17 protein-coding genes are annotated in these 17,922 nt (G+C 43.2%); 1 reads left to right on the top strand and 16 read right to left on the bottom strand.

Translation table 11 applies throughout. The annotated features are described in order from the left end of the window. Position 1: 1 nt before the first annotated feature. The 12 genes from tssH to AAFX28_RS13355 all read right to left on the bottom strand — a co-directional run bounded on the left by tssH (position 2) and on the right by AAFX28_RS13355 (position 13,458). Positions 2–2,599, bottom strand: coding sequence for a type VI secretion system ATPase TssH (tssH, locus tag AAFX28_RS13410; protein WP_408688347.1), 2,598 nt, complete (start codon positions 2,597–2,599; stop codon positions 2–4). Positions 2,600–2,625: 26 nt separating this feature from the next. Then, the gene (gene icmH, locus AAFX28_RS13405) at positions 2,626–3,399 is read right to left on the bottom strand and encodes a type IVB secretion system protein IcmH/DotU (RefSeq protein WP_408690872.1); all 774 of its coding nucleotides are present in this window, start codon (positions 3,397–3,399) and stop codon (positions 2,626–2,628) included. Beyond that, positions 3,396–4,730, bottom strand: a complete 1,335-nt coding sequence (tssK, locus tag AAFX28_RS13400) for a type VI secretion system baseplate subunit TssK (protein WP_408688345.1) — start codon at positions 4,728–4,730, stop codon at positions 3,396–3,398. The genes icmH and tssK overlap by 4 nt, the downstream gene beginning before the upstream one ends. A gap of 5 nt (positions 4,731–4,735) precedes the next feature. Further along, positions 4,736–5,215 (bottom strand): type VI secretion system lipoprotein TssJ, encoded by a 480-nt coding sequence (gene tssJ, locus AAFX28_RS13395; RefSeq protein ID WP_408688344.1) that lies wholly within the window; start codon positions 5,213–5,215, stop codon positions 4,736–4,738. Between the two features lie 2 nt (positions 5,216–5,217). After that, positions 5,218–6,693: a type VI secretion system-associated FHA domain protein TagH gene (tagH, locus tag AAFX28_RS13390; RefSeq protein ID WP_408688342.1), complete on the bottom strand. Its 1,476-nt coding sequence runs from the start codon at positions 6,691–6,693 to the stop codon at positions 5,218–5,220. 2 nt (positions 6,694–6,695) lie between these two features. Continuing rightward, positions 6,696–7,712, bottom strand: a complete 1,017-nt coding sequence (gene tssG / locus AAFX28_RS13385) for a type VI secretion system baseplate subunit TssG (RefSeq protein WP_408688341.1) — start codon at positions 7,710–7,712, stop codon at positions 6,696–6,698. After that, on the bottom strand, positions 7,676–9,445 hold the full coding sequence (tssF, locus tag AAFX28_RS13380) for a type VI secretion system baseplate subunit TssF (protein WP_408688339.1): 1,770 nt from the start codon (positions 9,443–9,445) through the stop codon (positions 7,676–7,678). The genes tssG and tssF overlap by 37 nt, the downstream gene beginning before the upstream one ends. Positions 9,446–9,450: 5 nt before the next feature. Continuing rightward, on the bottom strand, positions 9,451–9,888 hold the full coding sequence (tssE, locus tag AAFX28_RS13375; RefSeq protein WP_408688337.1) for a type VI secretion system baseplate subunit TssE: 438 nt from the start codon (positions 9,886–9,888) through the stop codon (positions 9,451–9,453). 5 nt (positions 9,889–9,893) lie between these two features. Next, positions 9,894–11,366, bottom strand: a complete 1,473-nt coding sequence (tssC, locus tag AAFX28_RS13370) for a type VI secretion system contractile sheath large subunit (protein ID WP_408688335.1) — start codon at positions 11,364–11,366, stop codon at positions 9,894–9,896. Positions 11,367–11,419: 53 nt separating this feature from the next. Further along, positions 11,420–11,917: a type VI secretion system contractile sheath small subunit gene (tssB, locus tag AAFX28_RS13365; RefSeq protein ID WP_408688333.1), complete on the bottom strand. Its 498-nt coding sequence runs from the start codon at positions 11,915–11,917 to the stop codon at positions 11,420–11,422. A 256-nt stretch (positions 11,918–12,173) separates the two neighbouring features. Next, complete coding sequence (locus AAFX28_RS13360) at positions 12,174–13,190, bottom strand: hypothetical protein (RefSeq protein ID WP_408688331.1); 1,017 nt, start codon at positions 13,188–13,190, stop codon at positions 12,174–12,176. Next, positions 13,174–13,458, bottom strand: a complete 285-nt coding sequence (locus tag AAFX28_RS13355; protein WP_408688329.1) for a type VI secretion system PAAR protein — start codon at positions 13,456–13,458, stop codon at positions 13,174–13,176. Before AAFX28_RS13355 ends, AAFX28_RS13360 begins: the two co-directional genes overlap by 17 nt. A gap of 415 nt (positions 13,459–13,873) precedes the next feature. Here AAFX28_RS13355 and AAFX28_RS13350 point away from each other — a divergent pair, with 415 nt between their 5' ends. Then, positions 13,874–14,122 (top strand): YkgJ family cysteine cluster protein, encoded by a 249-nt coding sequence (locus AAFX28_RS13350; RefSeq protein WP_408688327.1) that lies wholly within the window; start codon positions 13,874–13,876, stop codon positions 14,120–14,122. Between the two features lie 66 nt (positions 14,123–14,188). On the opposite strand, the gene recR is transcribed toward AAFX28_RS13350, so the two are convergent. The 4 genes from recR to apt all read right to left on the bottom strand — a co-directional run bounded on the left by recR (position 14,189) and on the right by apt (position 17,905). Beyond that, entirely contained in the window at positions 14,189–14,791 is a 603-nt protein-coding gene (gene recR, locus AAFX28_RS13345; RefSeq protein ID WP_408688326.1) for a recombination mediator RecR, read from the bottom strand. A gap of 15 nt (positions 14,792–14,806) precedes the next feature. Then, positions 14,807–15,136: a YbaB/EbfC family nucleoid-associated protein gene (locus AAFX28_RS13340; RefSeq protein ID WP_004413339.1), complete on the bottom strand. Its 330-nt coding sequence runs from the start codon at positions 15,134–15,136 to the stop codon at positions 14,807–14,809. A gap of 73 nt (positions 15,137–15,209) precedes the next feature. Further along, positions 15,210–17,330, bottom strand: coding sequence for a DNA polymerase III subunit gamma/tau (gene dnaX / locus AAFX28_RS13335; RefSeq protein ID WP_408688324.1), 2,121 nt, complete (start codon positions 17,328–17,330; stop codon positions 15,210–15,212). Positions 17,331–17,359: 29 nt separating this feature from the next. Next, the gene (apt, locus tag AAFX28_RS13330; RefSeq protein ID WP_408688322.1) at positions 17,360–17,905 is read right to left on the bottom strand and encodes an adenine phosphoribosyltransferase; all 546 of its coding nucleotides are present in this window, start codon (positions 17,903–17,905) and stop codon (positions 17,360–17,362) included. Positions 17,906–17,922 lie beyond the last annotated feature (17 nt).

The following is a 17,922-nucleotide window of genomic DNA, read 5'->3' as shown; positions in this document are numbered from 1 at the left end:
CCTACTCCACTTCACCTGCAAATTGACCGTTATTTGCGGATAGATGAATTCGATTTACAGGCTTTTGCTCCGATAGCTTATTGAGTAACGCCAAAGATACCGGTGGTAGAAGCTGCCCTTCAATGATCGCCTCAAGCATTCGAGCACCATTTTCAGAGCGTGTTGCTCTAGACAAAATTTCATCGATAAGGGAGTTCTCAATGATGACTTCTGCCTCATATCGTTCTTTGAACAGGCGCTCTAGACGTTCCAATTTTGCTCTCACGATGACTTCAAGTATTTCAGTGGAGAGAGGCATGTATGGGATCACCTCCATTCGAGCTAGAAGTGCTGGTTTAAAGAATGCTGCCAACTCTGGATAAAGTGCATCATCAAGACTGTCGATGTCTTCAGCATAATCAACGATGGTTTGGTAACCGAGATTTGATGTGAGGAAGAAGACCACGTTCTGGCAATCGATAATGCGCCCTTCACCATCTGCGAGTTCACCTTTATCAAACGCCTGATAAAAAAGGTTTAATACTTCTGGGTGCGCTTTTTCAACTTCATCAAGTAAAACGACCGAATATGGCATCTTACGAATAGCTTCTGTTAGTACACCACCTTCGCCATAGCCGACATACCCTGGTGGTGAACCTATTAGCCGAGACACTGTGTGCTTTTCTTGGTATTCGGACATATTGATTGTGGTTAAAAATTGCTTCCCTCCATAGAGGTGCTCTGCTAGTTGGATTACTGTCTCTGTTTTACCAACACCACTTGGGCCAACTAAAAGAAATGCCCCTTTAGGTCGACCTGGACGACGAAGATCAGCTCTAGCGGTCAGCAAGTGTTTGTGTACCCTATCTATCGCGACATCCTGACCTTTAATCACATCACCCAAAATAGAGGTCAAATGAGTAATTTTGTATAGCTCGTCACTGTTCATTTGGTCTACTGGTACACCTGTCCAATCCGCAATAACCTCGGCAATTTGCTGTGCGTCAACTTGAGGGTGAATCAGACGCTCTGCAAAGGGAATGGCATTTAGTTCTTGGTATTTGGCTCGAATTTGCTCACTAATAGCCTCGGTTTTTTCTTCAGACTCAGGAGCTACACATAACTGCGCCCGTAAAAAAACAATATCTTCCACCAGCTGTTTTTGATGCTGCCAATTTCCATTAAGTGCTTGATACTCCTCTTCATCAACCGCATTTTGTGTTTGCAGCTCATCGAGTCTAGCGGTGTCCAAATCTTGGCCTAATAATTGAGCTCGGTTGAGCATTTGTATTTCAAGTTGTCGCTGATGTTTAGCTGTTTCAAGGATTGCTAGGCGCTTAGGAGGGGTGCTTAGATTTATCGCGATTCGTGCACATGCGGTATCTAAAACATCAATGGCTTTGTCAGGTAACTGACGGCCAGAAATATAACGTGCCGAGAGTTCCGAAGCCGCTTTAAGTGCATCATCCGTGATAAGCACGTTATGCGTAGTTTCATAGACCGAATTAAGACCTCGCAGTATATCGATTGCTTGTTCGACGCTCGGTTCATCGAGTTTAACAAGTTGGAATCTGCGAGTTAGAGCAGGATCTTTTTCAAAATATTTTTTGTACTCTTTCCAAGTCGTGGCAGCAATAGCACTTAACTCTCCACGAGCGAGAGCAGGCTTAAGCAAGTTAGCGGCATCGCCACCACCTTCTTGATTCCCCGCACCAATGAGCGTATGCGCTTCATCAATAAAGAGAATAATTGGAGTCGGAGAATGCTTGATTGCATCAATCACACCCTTCAACCTTTTTTCAAATTCCCCTTTTACGGATGCTCCTGCTTGAAGCAACCCTAAATCCAATGCATAGAGCTCCACATGTTGCAATTGATTGGGAACTTGGCCTGATACGATGCGTAACGCTAAACCTTCGATCACGGCACTTTTACCAACCCCGGCATCACCTACGACGATAGGGTTGTTCTTTCTACGACGACAAAGTATGTCGATCATCAGGCCAATTTCATGCTCTCTGCATAACACAGGGTCAAGCTCATCTTTACGAGCTTGGTCCGTCACGTTGGTACAATATTTATCTAAGGCAGATACATCCGAGCTTGAGTTTACATTTGTGCGACCTTTCGTTTTATCAGGCACTTGTGTTTCAGAAGACTCACTAAGAATTGTCGTAAAGTTTTTGCGTAAGTTCTCACGATTAATATTGCAAGTCGCCTTTACTAAATTAGGCACCATATAACGGTCTGCGCGCGTCAATGCAGCAAGCAGTATCGCCCCCGAGCGAAGCTCTGTCTGGTTAAGCTCGGTAGTTGAAAGTAGCCATGCCTCTTGCAATAGTTCAACTAGCAGCGGAGAAAATGCAGGGTAGCTATCTAATGATGCTTCTCTCGTATAGCCATCAACCAGAGCATGATTTAAATCATCAAGCGAAGTATCTGCTTGTTTGAAAATCACTCGCACATCCGAAAGAGGGTTATTAAGCAGCACCTCTAGGTAGTGCTCGAAGGTAATTTCTCCATGTTGACGTTCAATACAAACCGTCGCTGCTTGTTCTAACGCAAGCTTACTCTGTTCATTTAACTTTGAGATAAGAGTTGGAAGTTCAATACGTATCACTGTAATAACCTAAGCCTTAATTATTGTTATAAAATCTGATTCAACTGCTCAATCACATCACTTGATTTGACATGAAGAAGGTAGCTGTAGCTAAGGAATGCTCCCGCCCATAGCAGTGAAAATCCTGCAAATATCACCCATATCGGTAGCTGTTTGCTGAGCTTATATTTAGAGCGAACAACATGTTCAGTTGCATGGGTTAACTGCTCTGTGTTGTGCTCGTCTGAGTGATGGAGCAATTGATAAAGTCGCTCAATCACTTTTTCGCGCTCTAACTTGCCTGATTCGATAACTCGATATTTACCTTCAAAGCCCAAAACCAAGCACTGATAAATGAACTCCAACAGTTCGGTATAATTCTCGGGTTCTTTTTCGAGGCGCTGGAGGATCGTAAAGACTTTTTCCCCTCCCCAAGTTTCATTATGAAAGCGAGAAAGAAGCGAATGCCCAGCCCATACCGTTGACGCTCCCCATTCGGTGCCAAGCACTGCTTCATCTAAAAATGTGCACAAAATATAGCGATAGGCCATCAACACAGCATGTTCATAGCCTAAGCCGGTTAGCTCTATCTCTATATTTTTGATTTCTTCCAATGTTTGGTCATAAATAGCTTCGATGTTTTCACAATCAGCCAACTGACGAATACGTAGAGATAGCCCGAACAAAGGCGTTGATGCATCTATAAGAGGGTTTCTTTGGCTTCCTCTAAGTTGAAACCAGTAATCCTGATCATGATTGATGTTCTCAACATCATCAAAAAGTAAGCTACTTAATCTATTACTTTTCTTATCCACACTTATTCCCTTATTGCCCAAAATTGTAAATCGAGGTCTTCAAATGCAGCGGCAATATGAAAAGCAAATCCGCTAGACTGCGAAAGCTGCTGCCATGCGCTGTTCGTTTTATCTAACTGGTAATAGATATAACCTGCGTGATAAGGCAATTGACGCGGTGCAACTGGTAATACAACCAACGGAATCCCTGGCAGTTGTAGCGAAATCAGTTCGCGTATTTTTTCAACCGAAGAAACTTTAGTCTGTTGAGTGAACTGGCGACGTAGCTCATCCATAGGCATACGAGCTTTAACTGCGATAATAAAATCAGCGGTCTGCATCAATTGCGGATCCTGAATAGGAGCCACCATCAAACCATATTTACGCTTATCAAGCTGAATCGCTACCGCCCTTGGTTCAAGCACAACACTGAGTGCTTGTCGCAAATTTCGAATCAGAGGCCAAAAGGACTCTGTTGGCATATCATGGTTGTAACTAACCACACTAGGTGAAAGTCGACTTTCATCCGTAAAAGTCGCTAGCTCGCCAACCACAGAAGATAGACTTTCAAATAGACGCTCTGGGTGCAGGCTGCGCAGTTCTGCTAAATGCTGAATTTGCGGCTGCAATCGGTTAAGAGCCTGAAGCAACATAAAATCAGATACATCTGCGACACCACCTTGTGATGGAGAACCAATTCGTTGAGCAATATTTTTCGCCCGTTCACGCATTAATCCCGATGTTTCGTTGATGAAACGATGAAGCGCTTGAATTGCGACAACATTAACGTGACAAGGGATAAAGTCAGGGTCCATCACAACGCTACCATCGGGCCGTTTCTCTAATATTCTTCCAACGGCCATTGAGGCGTAGGCGCTACGATCTTCTTTTTCTAGCATCAATTGAACCCGTATGGGAGAAACATCAATCGTGGTCATATCTCCCTGTAAGGTATGTACATCTCTTACCTCTAACCGCCTACTTTCGTAACGACCAGTCCCCTGTGCATCTGGCCAATTCACTTCTCTCAATGATTCACTTCGTAACGGTACAGCTAAAAAAACCAATTGGTTGGCCAATGACGCATCATCAATCTCCAACGCATCAGGAAGCATGTCTTCTTGAGGAATCCTAAAGACCGAGCCATCAGGCATCACACCTACCGCTCGCTCAATAGCAATGCGCCCAAAAGAGAGATACTCAGGGTTGAAAGAGAATTCAGATATGCCATATAGATAGCGACTAACCGAACTTAGTCGCTCATCCATAAAGTATTCCGTGTATCTTTGCTGTTGCTGAAAATGTTGAGGTTTAATGAATAATCCCTCGTTCCAAATCACACGATTTCGTGAAAACATCTTCTCTATTCCACCCTGTCCAAATCGATTTCATAGTCATGAAGAAGCATCAATAAGTGATACTCCCTGCCCTTATTTAAAACCTTGACGGCCTTCTTCCATTCGCTAAGTTCGATATCAGAAAAATTAGCGAGTACGCCGATATAATTCGTCTCCTCATTCACCTCAATTTCGTTAACAAACTTAAATTGGCCAGGCAGTAATACGTAGTCATACGTTTTGATAAAATTGCTTTTTAGTGCTTTCTTGTAGTCTTCTTTGAGTTGATCATAACTAGACGACATAAACATAGAGTCATCAACCAACTCGAACACTTGGATTTCTACTGGAGAAGCTTCTCCCCAAATACTTGGGTTCATACCCTCTGTCGCGACTATGCTGAATGTCACCTTAGTTGGCGCTTTTGTCGGTTCTGGAGTGCTGGGTTCGCTACTACACCCCGTCACTATTGCAAGACAGAAGCATATAAAGAGCAGTTTTCTCACCTTCAGTACTCCAGCTGTTTTTCTCGAATTTTTCTGTCATACGATTGTTCAAATATTTCCCAAAACAGCTTTTCAAACCCTTGCTGGCGATGTGAAGTAAGCTCCTGATAGTAGTGACAATACATCTGCCAAGCCCACGCATCTACGCCTTCACTAGGGGCTTGGTGAGTACGTTTATAATTTTGAAAACGGCGTAGTAGAACATCAGGAGAAAACGCACCCAATATTTGAGTCAACGCTTGTCCCGTCGCGTATTGCATTGCCTCGTTGTGCGCTTGGACATTGGCTAGACTCTCTTGAATTGCAGAAGGCGCAGATAAATGCACTGCACTTTGTGTTGAGTCATAGAGGGTTTGAATCGTCTCTTCATAGGAAAGACCTAGCCTTAGCGGGTTATCTTCAATTGGCTGAAGGTTTCGATTGAGAGTGCCAAAACGGCCATCATTGACTTGCTGGTGAAGAGCTAAAATGCCTTTGATGCACGCTTGCAGAGATTCACCTAGCTCCTGAGATAACATTTGCATACGCCCAATATCATCTGACTCACCTATGTGTGCCCCAAGTCCATTTAACAAAGGTCCCGTAAGCAAATGTCCACCAGAAGTTGACGAGGATGATTGGTTAATTAGTTCGGAAGGAATGCTTTTTGCCACCTCTTCCTCTAGCAAATCTAGTTCTTGATCGTCCATTTTAAAGCCCTTTAAAACGTCAGTTGTTGTTTTTTTTAGGTCAGATCCTTCGATTTGGACTGACTCGAATTTTTTCTTTACGCTGGTATTTTTGGAAGCTGTATTTGCCTTCTTGGATCGAAAGCCAAAATTCAAAATTCTCTTAAGCATCATGGAGGATGAAAGCTCATTGCTACTGTCGGCCTGTACGACAAAATCCGGATCTTTTGATGAGAGATCTTGTTCAAGCCCCAAACGAGAAACTTCTTGCTCATCTGCACTTGATAAGTCAGGGTCGATTAATGATATTGAGTCTTTTGAAACAAACTCCCCCAATACACCCAATGGGTCCGTATTCTTCAGCTGATTCGTATCCGATATCTGAATTTGGTTAATACCATGATTAGATAAGAGATCGACTGATGATTCAGCAAACAGCGAATTCAGTGACTCAGAGCTAATCTCCGCCTCTACATCACCAAAAATAACTCGGATGTCGTAAACGCCAATTCTGATGCAATCATTGTGAGCAAGTTTAGCCAGTAGCTCTCGACCAATCGGCATCACTGAACCGTTGAGATAGGTTTCCCCACAAAGATCCTTAATGCAGAAAGCGCCATCTACTACCACTATTTCACAGTGATTTGGGGAAACTAACCCCTCCGAATCAGTTAACAACCAAGCTGAATCGTTACCTGAACCTATGACTCCTCCCTGTATATCCCACTCCATAAGTGCCGAGAGTCTTGATTCAAGTTTATGTACATTAGTCACCAACAGCGTTAACTTGGTTAAAGCGGAATTCTCCATATTCATTGCCTTACTTGAATTAATACGTTTTTCTTAGATCCGCTTTGACCCAAAAATGATGTCCAGCCTAAAGCGATGTTTGACTCTTTGTTGAGGACGATCTGTTGCGACTCTTCGTCGGCCATCGAGAGTGATAAGTCATACGCCATTTGCTCACGTAAAATAAATTCGACTAACTTACAAAGTGGTTCAAACTCTTTCCCTGAAGGTAAAAAATCTAAAAATCTACTACGGCTTAGTTGACCAATACATATGGTGAACTTGCCATTGCAATCAACAACAGACTCTCCAACAATCGTTGAAACACCTAATGTGCTATTGTCTTTACCAATCACCGTTTGTTGGGAGATATCTATATCCACCTTTCTGCGGGTCCATTGCTCGATTCGAACCTCTTTGAGGTCAAAACAATGCGCTATGATCCCTGCTACAACTTGCGGTGACCGACTCCGACCAGCCAAAGTGCCAGAATAAGCGAGCATCTTGCACCAATTGATAGGCGTGTCCCCTCTTAGTTCAGAGGAACCCAGCCCGACCAATGACAAGAGCTGTGCGGAAAAGTCGTCTTTTGCATCCGGCTGAAATCGAACAAAATATCGATACTTACGCCATATCCGATACAGCAAACTAATTAAACGGTTATTGAAAAAGTCAAAGAATGGTTGCTTTTGCCCTTCAGGCCCCTCCATCAACAGCTGTTCGACAACATAGCCAGGCAGCGGAGATTGAGCGCCAGACAATCCAAAAAAATTGGTTCGCATTACCACCCGTTTATCGTCCCGCAGATCCAAACAATCCACATCTGACGGAGAAAAGCCTAAGCTTGGATTTGAACTAAATACCAGCTGACACTGGCGCTCCCAGTCGTCGTCTTCTGGGTCAAACCTATTTAGCTTTTGCAGTAATTCGACCAATTGATAAAAATTGTATTCATGCACTTTCTTAGGCATATCAACTGGTGCGATAGAAGCTTCAAACTCTGTCATATGAGAGGCTGCATTCCCACTTGAGAACCCCATGTGTATCTCTCTTGGTTAGTGGCATTGACAACATGCAGTTCATGGAACGAGTTAATACTTGCGTATAAGGCAAAAAAGTTGCTCAAAACTGTACCGAATAGATACAAATCACCTTCTGAGCCACAGCCAGCTTGATCAATATAAAGCGTCGACTGCAACCCTCGAATAGGGAGGCCATTCATGATTTTATCGATAGGCTTTGACTCAATTTTCTGAATCGCGGCCAATCGACGTGCTGATACTTTCTCTGCTTGGCGGTCAACCAAAGCTTTAAAGTCATATGCTCTTAGCACACTACTTAGAGCATCTTTTGAAAGTAACGATAAATAGTTCAGTGATAAATTAGAGATAAGTGTCCATAACAAACTGCCATCAAGGACTGGTCTTAATGACTGCGACGGTATAGACAAGTTAGAAAACGTTGCAAACGGCGGAGATGTATCCGTTGCTTCGCAAATATCACCAACTCCCAACTCCAAAGGGAGTAATCGATTAGTACAGGTCAACTTAACCGATATCGCTTCGTCAACATCGAAAGAAACGGTCTCATCACTGCGAACAAAGGATATAAAGCTGTCAAACCCATCTGCTCGAATACTTTCCTTGACTCTGGTTCGATAATAAAGAGCCCGACGATGACGTACTCGTTCTACTTCATGCTGAAAACTTTCAAATGGAGAGTAAATTCGCTTAGCACCTCTCACTCGCTTTCCTTCAGAATATAAGTCCTGCCAACCAACCACACCTTCCACATTAAACACTTCATAATGAGATGGGTAACGACTAGAAGGCACAACCCTGTACTCTGACTGCTGTCCTGATAAAGCAATGGGATCTGCATCATGTTCGAACAAGTTAATGATCGGAGTGCAGTAAAGCTGAAAGTTCTCTTTTTGTACTCTTACATCTACGGGCAAAGTCTTAGAGAAGTGAAAACGAATTGAAAACTTACCCACTACCGCTTTAGGAATAACATCACTCAAACGAGAAAGATCGAAGAAGTGGAACGCTTCAGAAAACGAAAGGTACTCTTGAAGAATCCGATACCCTTCATAGACGTTCGTTGGATAAGGTAAGAGAGCGTCATTGCTATCAAAGCCAACGGTAGTGAAGCTATTCTGGTGGAGAGAAAACTCTGTGCCATCGACATCAATAGTAACCTTATCGAGATAGTGACTTAGCCATAGATAGATCATCTGAGAGCTGTATTTGTCTCCTCCAAGATAGAAGCGCAAGCTGTCTAATAATGCATTTCCAACCGTAACTTCGCCCTGCGTTTGTAATATCACATCAATGATTGTCGCCTCGCGAGTGTGCTGTGCTTGCACATCGAGGCACTCAATAGGATATATATCGACATCTCGACAAGTTTGAAAATGACATTTCGTTCCAAGAATTGGCTTACTATCTACTTGTGTGCCTTTCCTAATTGTCTGCTTCTCACTCACACTTTGGTCAGGAGTAAACGCCAAAATACTCATACTAGGAACAGGTCTCAGATAATTCGGCCAAAGCATATTGATCATTGAATGAGTAAGCTCAGGGAATTCATCTTCAACTTTTTCTCGCAAACGCCCAGTTAAGAAAGCGAAACCTTCTAACAAACGCTCAACATCCGGATCGAGTGTACGACCATGAAGGAATCGAGAGAGCTGTGGATGAATCTCTGTGAATTCACGTCCCTGCTCTTTAAGAAAAGTAAGCTCTTCTCTAAAGTATTTATCTTGGCTCATATTCCCTAAATCACTCGATATTTTCGGTTCTGATCAAGCAGTAAACTGAAACAAACTTTCTCATGAATAGCCTCACAATTGATCTGCGCTGTAATTCTAAATTGCAGAGAAAGAGGGCTGTAGCGATCGGTAACGGTCATAACTTCAATATGTTTCAATCTAGGTTCAAACTGATTCAAACAATCTTGAATTGATAACTTCACTTTCAGCGACAGATCTAAAGTATCTAACGTGGCGTCATTGAAATCAGTTAGCCCGAGAGTGGGTGCACTTTGAGCACCTCCCATTCGAGTATTTAGGATCTTAGCCACATTTCGCTTTATTGATTCCAATACATCCCTTGCGTTTGGGCCTTGGGTGAAAGAAGCATTGTTAGAGTTGGCTTCCAAACGTTCTAGAAAGCCAACTCCAAACGTACTCTCTTCTGGTGCAAAGTACGTCATTTGAACTACGCCTGATCTAATCGTCCAACCAAAGACAACTCAAAGTTTGCTCCCATATATTTAAAGTGAGGGCGAACTGAAAGCGAAACTTGGTACCAGCCTGGATTCCCTTGTACATCAGCAACTTCGATTTTTGCTGCACGCAAAGGGCGGCGACTGCGTACATCTGCTGGCGGGTTCTCTTGGTCAGCTATGTACTGTTTTATCCAAGTGTTAAGCTCACGCTCTAGATCTTGGCGTTCTTTCCACGAGCCAATCTGTTCGCGTTGCAATACTTTAATGTAGTGAGCAAGGCGATTAATGATCATCATATACGGTAGCTGAGTGCCGAGCTTATAGTTGGTTTCCGCTTCTTTACCTTCTTTCGTATTAGGAAATATTTTCGGCTTTTGGATTGAGTTAGCAGAGAAAAATGCCGCATTATCACTGCCTTTTCTCATCGTCAATGCAATGAAACCTTCTTCGGCCAATTCAAATTCTTTACGGTCAGTGATCAACACTTCAGTAGGTATCTTACTCTGAAGTGCGCCCATGGATTCAAACACATGCACGGGTAAGTCTTCGACCGCGCCACCACTTTGTGGGCCAATGATATTCGGACACCAGCGATACTTTGCAAAGCTATCAGTCAAGCGAGTTGCAAATGCGAAGGCAGTATTTCCCCATAAGTAATGCTCGTGAGATGCAGCAACACTTTCTGAGTAATTGAATGATTTGATCGGGTTTTCGATTGGATCGTAAGGTACTCGAAGTAAAAAACGTGGCGCTGTTAGACCTAAGTAGCGTGCGTCTTCTGACTCCCGTAATGAACGCCACTTAGTGTATTTTGGACTTTCAAAAATTGACTTCACGTCTTTAATATTAGGCAGCTCTTCATAAGAATCTAAGCCAAAAAACTCTGGGCCGACACTCGATAAAAATGGCGCATGAGCCATCGCACCCAACGCTCCCATATACTGGAGCAGCTTCATATCTGGAGTTGAAGGCGTGAACATAAAATTGCCGACTATAGCGCCAGTAGGCTCACCACCGAATTGACCATATCCAGATGAATACACGTGTTTATAAAGACCAGACTGAGTTGTTTCAGGTGCAAACTCGAAGTCTTCTAACAATTCTTCTTTAGTCACATGAAGTAAATCGATTTTGTTATTCTCACCAAAGTCAGTTCGATCTACCAATAATTTTAGACCGCGCCAAGCTGATTCCATTTGTTGGAATTTCGCGTCATGTAGGATCTCATCCATTTGCGCGCTAATTTTCTTGTCTAGTTCCACAAGCATCTGATCGACTAGAGCTTTGTTGACGGCTTCATCTGTCTGTTGTGACCCAATCAAGTTTTCAATAAAGGCTGCGACGCCTTTTTTAGCGACATCATAACCTTCTTCGCTTGGCGCAATTTTGGTCTGCGCCATGATTTCATCTAACAAGCTTCCCTCTGCGAGCTGAGGCCTTTCTAATACCGATTCTGTAGACATTTCTTTATTTCCCTAGTCCAAAAAGTGACGAGTGTTCGTGGTCTTACTTAGTCTTATTTTTCTTCTTCGCTAACGAGGTTGAGCTCATTAAGAAGCTTGTCACGAGACTCTTCGGAGTTGAGTAATTCCTGTAGGCGATCTCTAAATGCTGGGATATTGCCTAAAGGCCCCTTTAGAGCGACCAATGCTTCCCTCAACTCAATAAGTTTGTTCAACTCAGGAACTTGATTGGAGATGGAGTCTGGTGTGAAATCTGTAAGTGAGTTAAAACGAAGCTCAATAGGCATATCTGCACTAGGATCTTCACCCAGCTTATCTTTGACTGATGTAGACAAACTCAGCTCACTCTCACGCATGACCGACTCAAAATTATTTTTGTCCACTGAGACTGTGCTGCGTTCTTCAACCGGCGTATCTTCGACATGACCTTTAAAGTCCCCGACCACCAGTGTTTTCAAAGGTAGCTCAATCTCTGCCTGAGCGTCGCCTGTTGCAGGTATGTATTTAATATTAATCCGCTCTTTAGGAGCGACGCTTCCTTCCTTAGACATAATCAAAACTCTCCAGATTTAAGTTTTAGAAGTTTGAATCTATACAAATAGAAATAATTCGCACAACAAATCACCGTATTAATCACCTATAATTAATTGAGTAATTTATTTATATACTCCAACTTATTAATTCAATATTTTAGAGTTAGAAAGGAGTTTACCTTTATGTGCTATAAAGCAACCTAAGACAGATATTATTTTAAGGTAAGAGTATTCTTATAAGATTATGAAGTGGTTCGCACCACGACATTCATATTTAATTCTTTATATTGTCCATAATTTCGTCATAGTTATAGAAATCAGGACCAGACATGAGTTGTCGTTTTATACTTTCTGCGGCCATTCGTTGCTCTTCCGAAATGATCTTAGACAACTCTAAATAACCTCTTTGCGCCTGAGAGTATAAAGTGGGCAAAGCGTCTGAGCCTGCTGTCTCCAAAAATGTCTCTAGGTACGCTTTTGACTTTGCTAAATCAGCATCAATAAAATTGTATTGCTTACTTATCCCTCGATAAATTTTCGATAGTGATAATAGAGTGATTAAGTCTCTTTGCTCTAATGCTTTTTCCCGCCATGCTAGAGCTTTTCTAAAGTTCTTTCGGGCCTCGTATATGGAGATAAGACGCCTAATCGCTGGGATATAACCTAACTTAGCGGCTTGGTCATATTGGCTCATCAATACCCGCTCTTTCTTAGCTTGGAACAAGAATTCTTCGTCGCCACGTTCTATCCTCAACCCACGCTCCATGTAGGCTTGCGCTAAACCAAACCGCTGAGCTTGAGCTAAGTAATAATCCGAAAGCGCCTTATTATCACTCATGTAGTATTGAGAGAGCCGAAAGTAGGCCTTGCTCGGATTTACAGCACCCAATTCAATCAAGTGATCATAGTATTTTTCACGAAATTTGTTCTTTTCAGCAGGGCTCAACCAATCGCTTATAGCATAAAGATAATGCATAGCGGCAAGGCTTCCGTTCTCAGCAGCTAACCTGAAATAGTCGCGATAGGAGTTATCATGACGATGTATGTTACTTACTCTCCTTAGTTCCATCGCATAAACATAGCTACCGCTCGCATGCCCAGAATCTGCCGAAAACTTCAAGTATTTCAATGCCTCATTGTTTTTTAGCTGAGTTCGTAGCAGCTCCCCATACTCAAACGACTCTGTAGGCGTCAACTTGCTAACGTCATACATTTCTTTAGCTAGAGAAAGGCTTGAGCAAAAGATAAGTAGGCACAAAATAGCCAGTGTTTGCCTAACCAATGTTAACACTGCTCCCTCCTTGTAGAGTGCCACCACAGCTAACGCTATCACCTGAACGAGCAGCTGGCTTTCCCTCTATCATTACCGTTCCCGACCCTGATGCTATCGCTCTACCATGTTTCGGGTGCTTTGGCTTGTCGTGGGGCTCAAGTGAATCTCCTTGACGCGCTGCAGGAATACCGTCTATTTTGACAGTTGTTGCACCCGATATTACCGCTGTCGGTGGAAATCCATCATGCCCACTACCAATATGCCCGACAATAATTCCGTTCCCCATATTTCATTCCTAATTTTATTTTAGTTGGATAGGAATCGCTGCAACTTTCAAACCAAGTTATCAACTCAATAAATATCGCCAAATCCAAGATAAATTTAATAAACGAATCTTAAAACGAGCAAATAATTGCTTACTAGGTAATAAATAACCCACATTTTAATTAATATTAGAACTATCAGATTTAGAAAGGAATAGCATTAAAATTATTAAGTCGTGGCATTTGCTAAGTTTATTATCTTGAAAATAATTGATAGATTTATACAATAAAAATAAATAGCTATTTAAGAAGATAATGAAACAATCAAACTACAACACTTGCAGCTATGTTTTCTCTTATATTCCTAAAGTCTAAAGTAGTGATGTATGTCTCATTTCCTGCTATTATCGCCCACTAATTTTTTTTGAGGTCAGCAGAATGGATTGTCGATTAGGGTGCGGAGCATGCTGTATTGCTCCAAGTATTTCTTCTTCTATTCCGGGAATGCCAAAGGGTAAGCCTGCGGGAGTAAGATGCATTCAATTAAATGAAGATAATCTGTGCAAACTCTTCGGCAAACCCGAGAGGCCTAAAGTCTGCCATCAATTTAAAGCATGTCCTGTGATATGTGGTTCAACTACGCAGCAAGCAATAGACAATATCACTGAGTTAGAGAACATCACCTAATTTGGCGCTCTGAATAGCCATCTCTTTATTCAAAAACAAAAAAGCCGCAGTTTCCTGCGGCTCTTTTTAAGAGAGTTTCTGCCTACCGAGCAATGAATGCGATAGCGTTGTGCCATCAACTAGCTCTAGTTCTCCACCGACTGGAACACCATGAGCGATTCGGCTTGCTGACACCTGATGTTCGCGACATAGCTCTGCGATGTAATGTGCGGTTGCTTCACCTTCCACTGTAGGGTTGGTTGCAAGAATCACTTCACTCACATCGCCACGACGTAATCGATAATCGAGCACATCTAAGCCAATATCACTTGGACCAATACCGTCAAGTGGTGATAGGTGACCCATCAACACAAAGTAACGACCAGAAAACTGACCCGTTGCCTCTACTGCTGCAATATCTGCTGGGCTTTCCACGACACACATTTGACCATTCTCTTGACGCTTGGGGTTGGTACAAATATGGCAAACTTCTTCTTCAGTAAATGTTCGACATTCACTGCAGTGACCAATTTCGGTCATCGACTGACTGAGCGCATCTGCTAGCTGCAATCCGCCTTTTCTATCTCGCTGTAACAAATGAAAGGCCATACGCTGCGCCGACTTGGGGCCAACCCCAGGTAGACAACGTAAGGCCTCCATCAATTGCTCCAGCATATGACTGGTGCGCATTAATATGTTACTCGATTAGAAAGGCATCTTCATGCCTGGTGGTAATTGCATACCGCCAGTTACGCCTGCCATTTTCTCTTTCTGAGTTTCTTCAACGCGACGTGCCGCGTCGTTAAACGCAGCTGCGATTAAATCTTCTAGCATTTCTTTGTCGTCTTCCATCAGACTCTCATCGATTTCAACACGACGCACGCTGTGACTACCAGTAATCGTTACTTTCACAAGGCCAGCACCAGACTCACCTGTTACTTCCATGTTAGCGATTTCTTCTTGAAGCTTTTGCATGCGATCTTGCATTTGCTGGGCTTGCTTCATTAGATTGCCCATACCGCCTTTACCAAACATGTTTATCTCTCTGGTTATTTAGCTTGTTTCGTTATTAGATTGGGTTGAAGCCGAATAGTTTCAACCCCTCAAATTAAATTGGCCTTACACTTTCAGAGTCGAGCGCTGCCGCAAATCGTTTTTCGATAAACTGAACATGCGGATCATTCTCTAAACTGGTGAATGCCTGTTGCAGTCGGCCTTGATAGAGTTTGTCTCTTAACTCAAGCGGCGTTTCCCCGCGTTCTCCAACTTCAACGCTTAACTGGCATTCTTCACCTAAAACTCGGTTGAGCTCACCAAGTAGTTCACTTTGAGCTTTATCGGTATTTAAGTGTGCCTGAGTTGATCGTAGTGTCAAAGCAATGGTTAAGCCATTTTTCTCATAGTACGAGTTCAATGCTAACTGCTCCGTTAATTTGGCGGTGTTCAGTTGGCTAATAAGCTTTGCCCAATCACTTTGATTTAAACTTTCATCAACGAGCTTTTGTACCATTTCTGGTGTTTTTTCATGCTCTAACGCCTTTTTGAGTAATGTTGGCGTTAGCTCTAATGTTTCTTTTTTTGCCTGCGGAAGTGTTGGTTTCCACTGGTATGGCTCATTCTTAGCCGGCTCAGGTATCGCATTTGGGTTTTGGTTCGATAATGGCGACACCTGCCCTGTTCCACCGTGTTTTTTTGCTACACGGTCAAGAACAGACTCTGATTTTGCAGATGTCGCATTAGCCTTTTTTGGCGTATTACCCTGAGTAGGGTTGATCCCTTTACGTTGAGAGCGTAGCTGGTGCCTTAAGCCACTCACTGGAGATGCTGGACGTGCTTCAGGCTGTGGGCGACTTGTCGGCTGAGGCACACCTTGAGCTGTACCATATTGCTCTCGAGCAGGCTCATATTGAGGCTCGTCGTATTGTGGGGGCGGCTCTGGCATGTAATCCATAGGAGGCACATCATAACCTTGCGCTGGCGGCGTAGGGTTCGCAGGTGCCGTATTCCGAGACGCCGGAGGCTGAGGTACGTGACGTTCAGGGGCAGACTGAGACTGTTGTGGCTGTGATGCTGCCGGTGCAGCGACTGGCGCACTCGCAATCTGAGCTTGTGTATCCGTCGAAATCACGTTCGCCTGCGCCCTAGACACTGGTCTAAATGCCATCATACGAAGAACAACCATTTCTAACCCAACACGTTCTGACGGGGCCAAAGGTAAATCTTCACGACCTTTCAGTGCTATCTGGTAATAAAGTTGAACATCTTGTGGACTCAAAGAACGACTTAGCAACTCAACTTTTTCAGCATCTGGCTGACTTTGGTCCAATGTCGCTGGTAATGCTTGATACATTGCTAAACGGTGCAATTGAGTCGCTAACTGTTGAAGCAACCCATCCCACTCAACACCGTTTTGAGCTAATGATGAAATACACTCCATCGCAGTCTGCGCTTGTTTGGTGCTAATCGCTTCAAGTAGATGCAGTGCCTGATCGGTATCTAGCGTGCCAAGCATGTGCGCGACGTTATCTGTTAATACTTGTCCATTACCAAGAGCAATCGCTTGATCAGTCAAACTCAGCGCATCACGCATACTGCCATCAGCCGCATGGGAGATCATTCCTAAAGCTCTCGCTTCAGAGCTTACTTGCTCTTCCTTTAGAATATGATCAAGCTGCTCATGAATATTGTCGACGCTAATTGGCTTCAGGTGGAACTGAAGACAGCGTGACAAAATAGTAACAGGTAGCTTCTGAGGATCGGTCGTCGCAAGTAGAAACTTCACATACTCAGGCGGTTCTTCTAGCGTTTTCAACAATGCATTGAAACTATGGCGCGAGAGCATGTGAACTTCATCGATTAGATAAACTTTAAAGCGACCGCGCGCAGGCTTGTACTGAACGTTATCTAATAATTCACGAGTATCTTCAACCTTAGTACGAGACGCCGCATCGATTTCCAGTAAATCAACAAAACGGCCTTCGTCTATCTCTCTACAAGTGTCACACGTCCCACATGGATTCGCAGTAATACCTGTTTCACAGTTCAATCCTTTAGCAAATAAACGTCCAATCGTCGTTTTACCCACACCACGAGTTCCGCTGAACAAGTAAGCATGGTGCAAACGATTTTGGGCTAAAGCATTTTCAAGTGCTGTTAAAACGTGGGCCTGACCAACTACTTGGTTAAATTTAGCAGGTCGCCACTTTCGCGCTAAGGCAAGATAACTCATGAAATTATACCCATCAATAACCTACCCGATTAGTGGCCTTCAAACTCACAGATGCTGTATACATCTAAACCTAAGCCTTCAAGACGCTTATCACCGCCGATTTCAGGAAGGTTAATAACAAATGCGGCGTGTTCTACGACACCACCAAGTTGACGGATTAACTTAGTCGTTGCTTCAATCGTTCCGCCTGTTGCCAGTAGGTCATCAACCATCAACACTTTATCACCTTCAGTGATCGCATCAGTGTGAATTTCTAACGTGTCAGTACCGTACTCAAGCTCGTATGACTGAGCTACAGTAGCACGTGGAAGTTTTCCTGGCTTACGTACAGGAACAAAACCCAGGCCAAGCTCTAAAGCTAAAGGAGCACCAAATAAGAAGCCACGCGCTTCTGTACCAACTATCTTGGTAAAGCCCATGTCTTTGTACTTTTCAACTAATAGCTGAATCGTTGCTTGGTAAGCTTTTCCATCTTCCATAAGGCTAGTCACATCGCGGAATAGGATGCCTGGTTTTGGATAGTCAGGAATACTTTTGATGCTAGATTTGATTTGCGCGATTGTTTCAGTTGTCATAATTCTGTACTTAGATT

The sequence above is a fragment of the Vibrio sp. TBV020 genome (assembly GCF_046056895.1).
Classification (GTDB): domain Bacteria; phylum Pseudomonadota; class Gammaproteobacteria; order Enterobacterales; family Vibrionaceae; genus Vibrio.
This window is presented reverse-complemented; position numbering and strand designations above follow the sequence as displayed.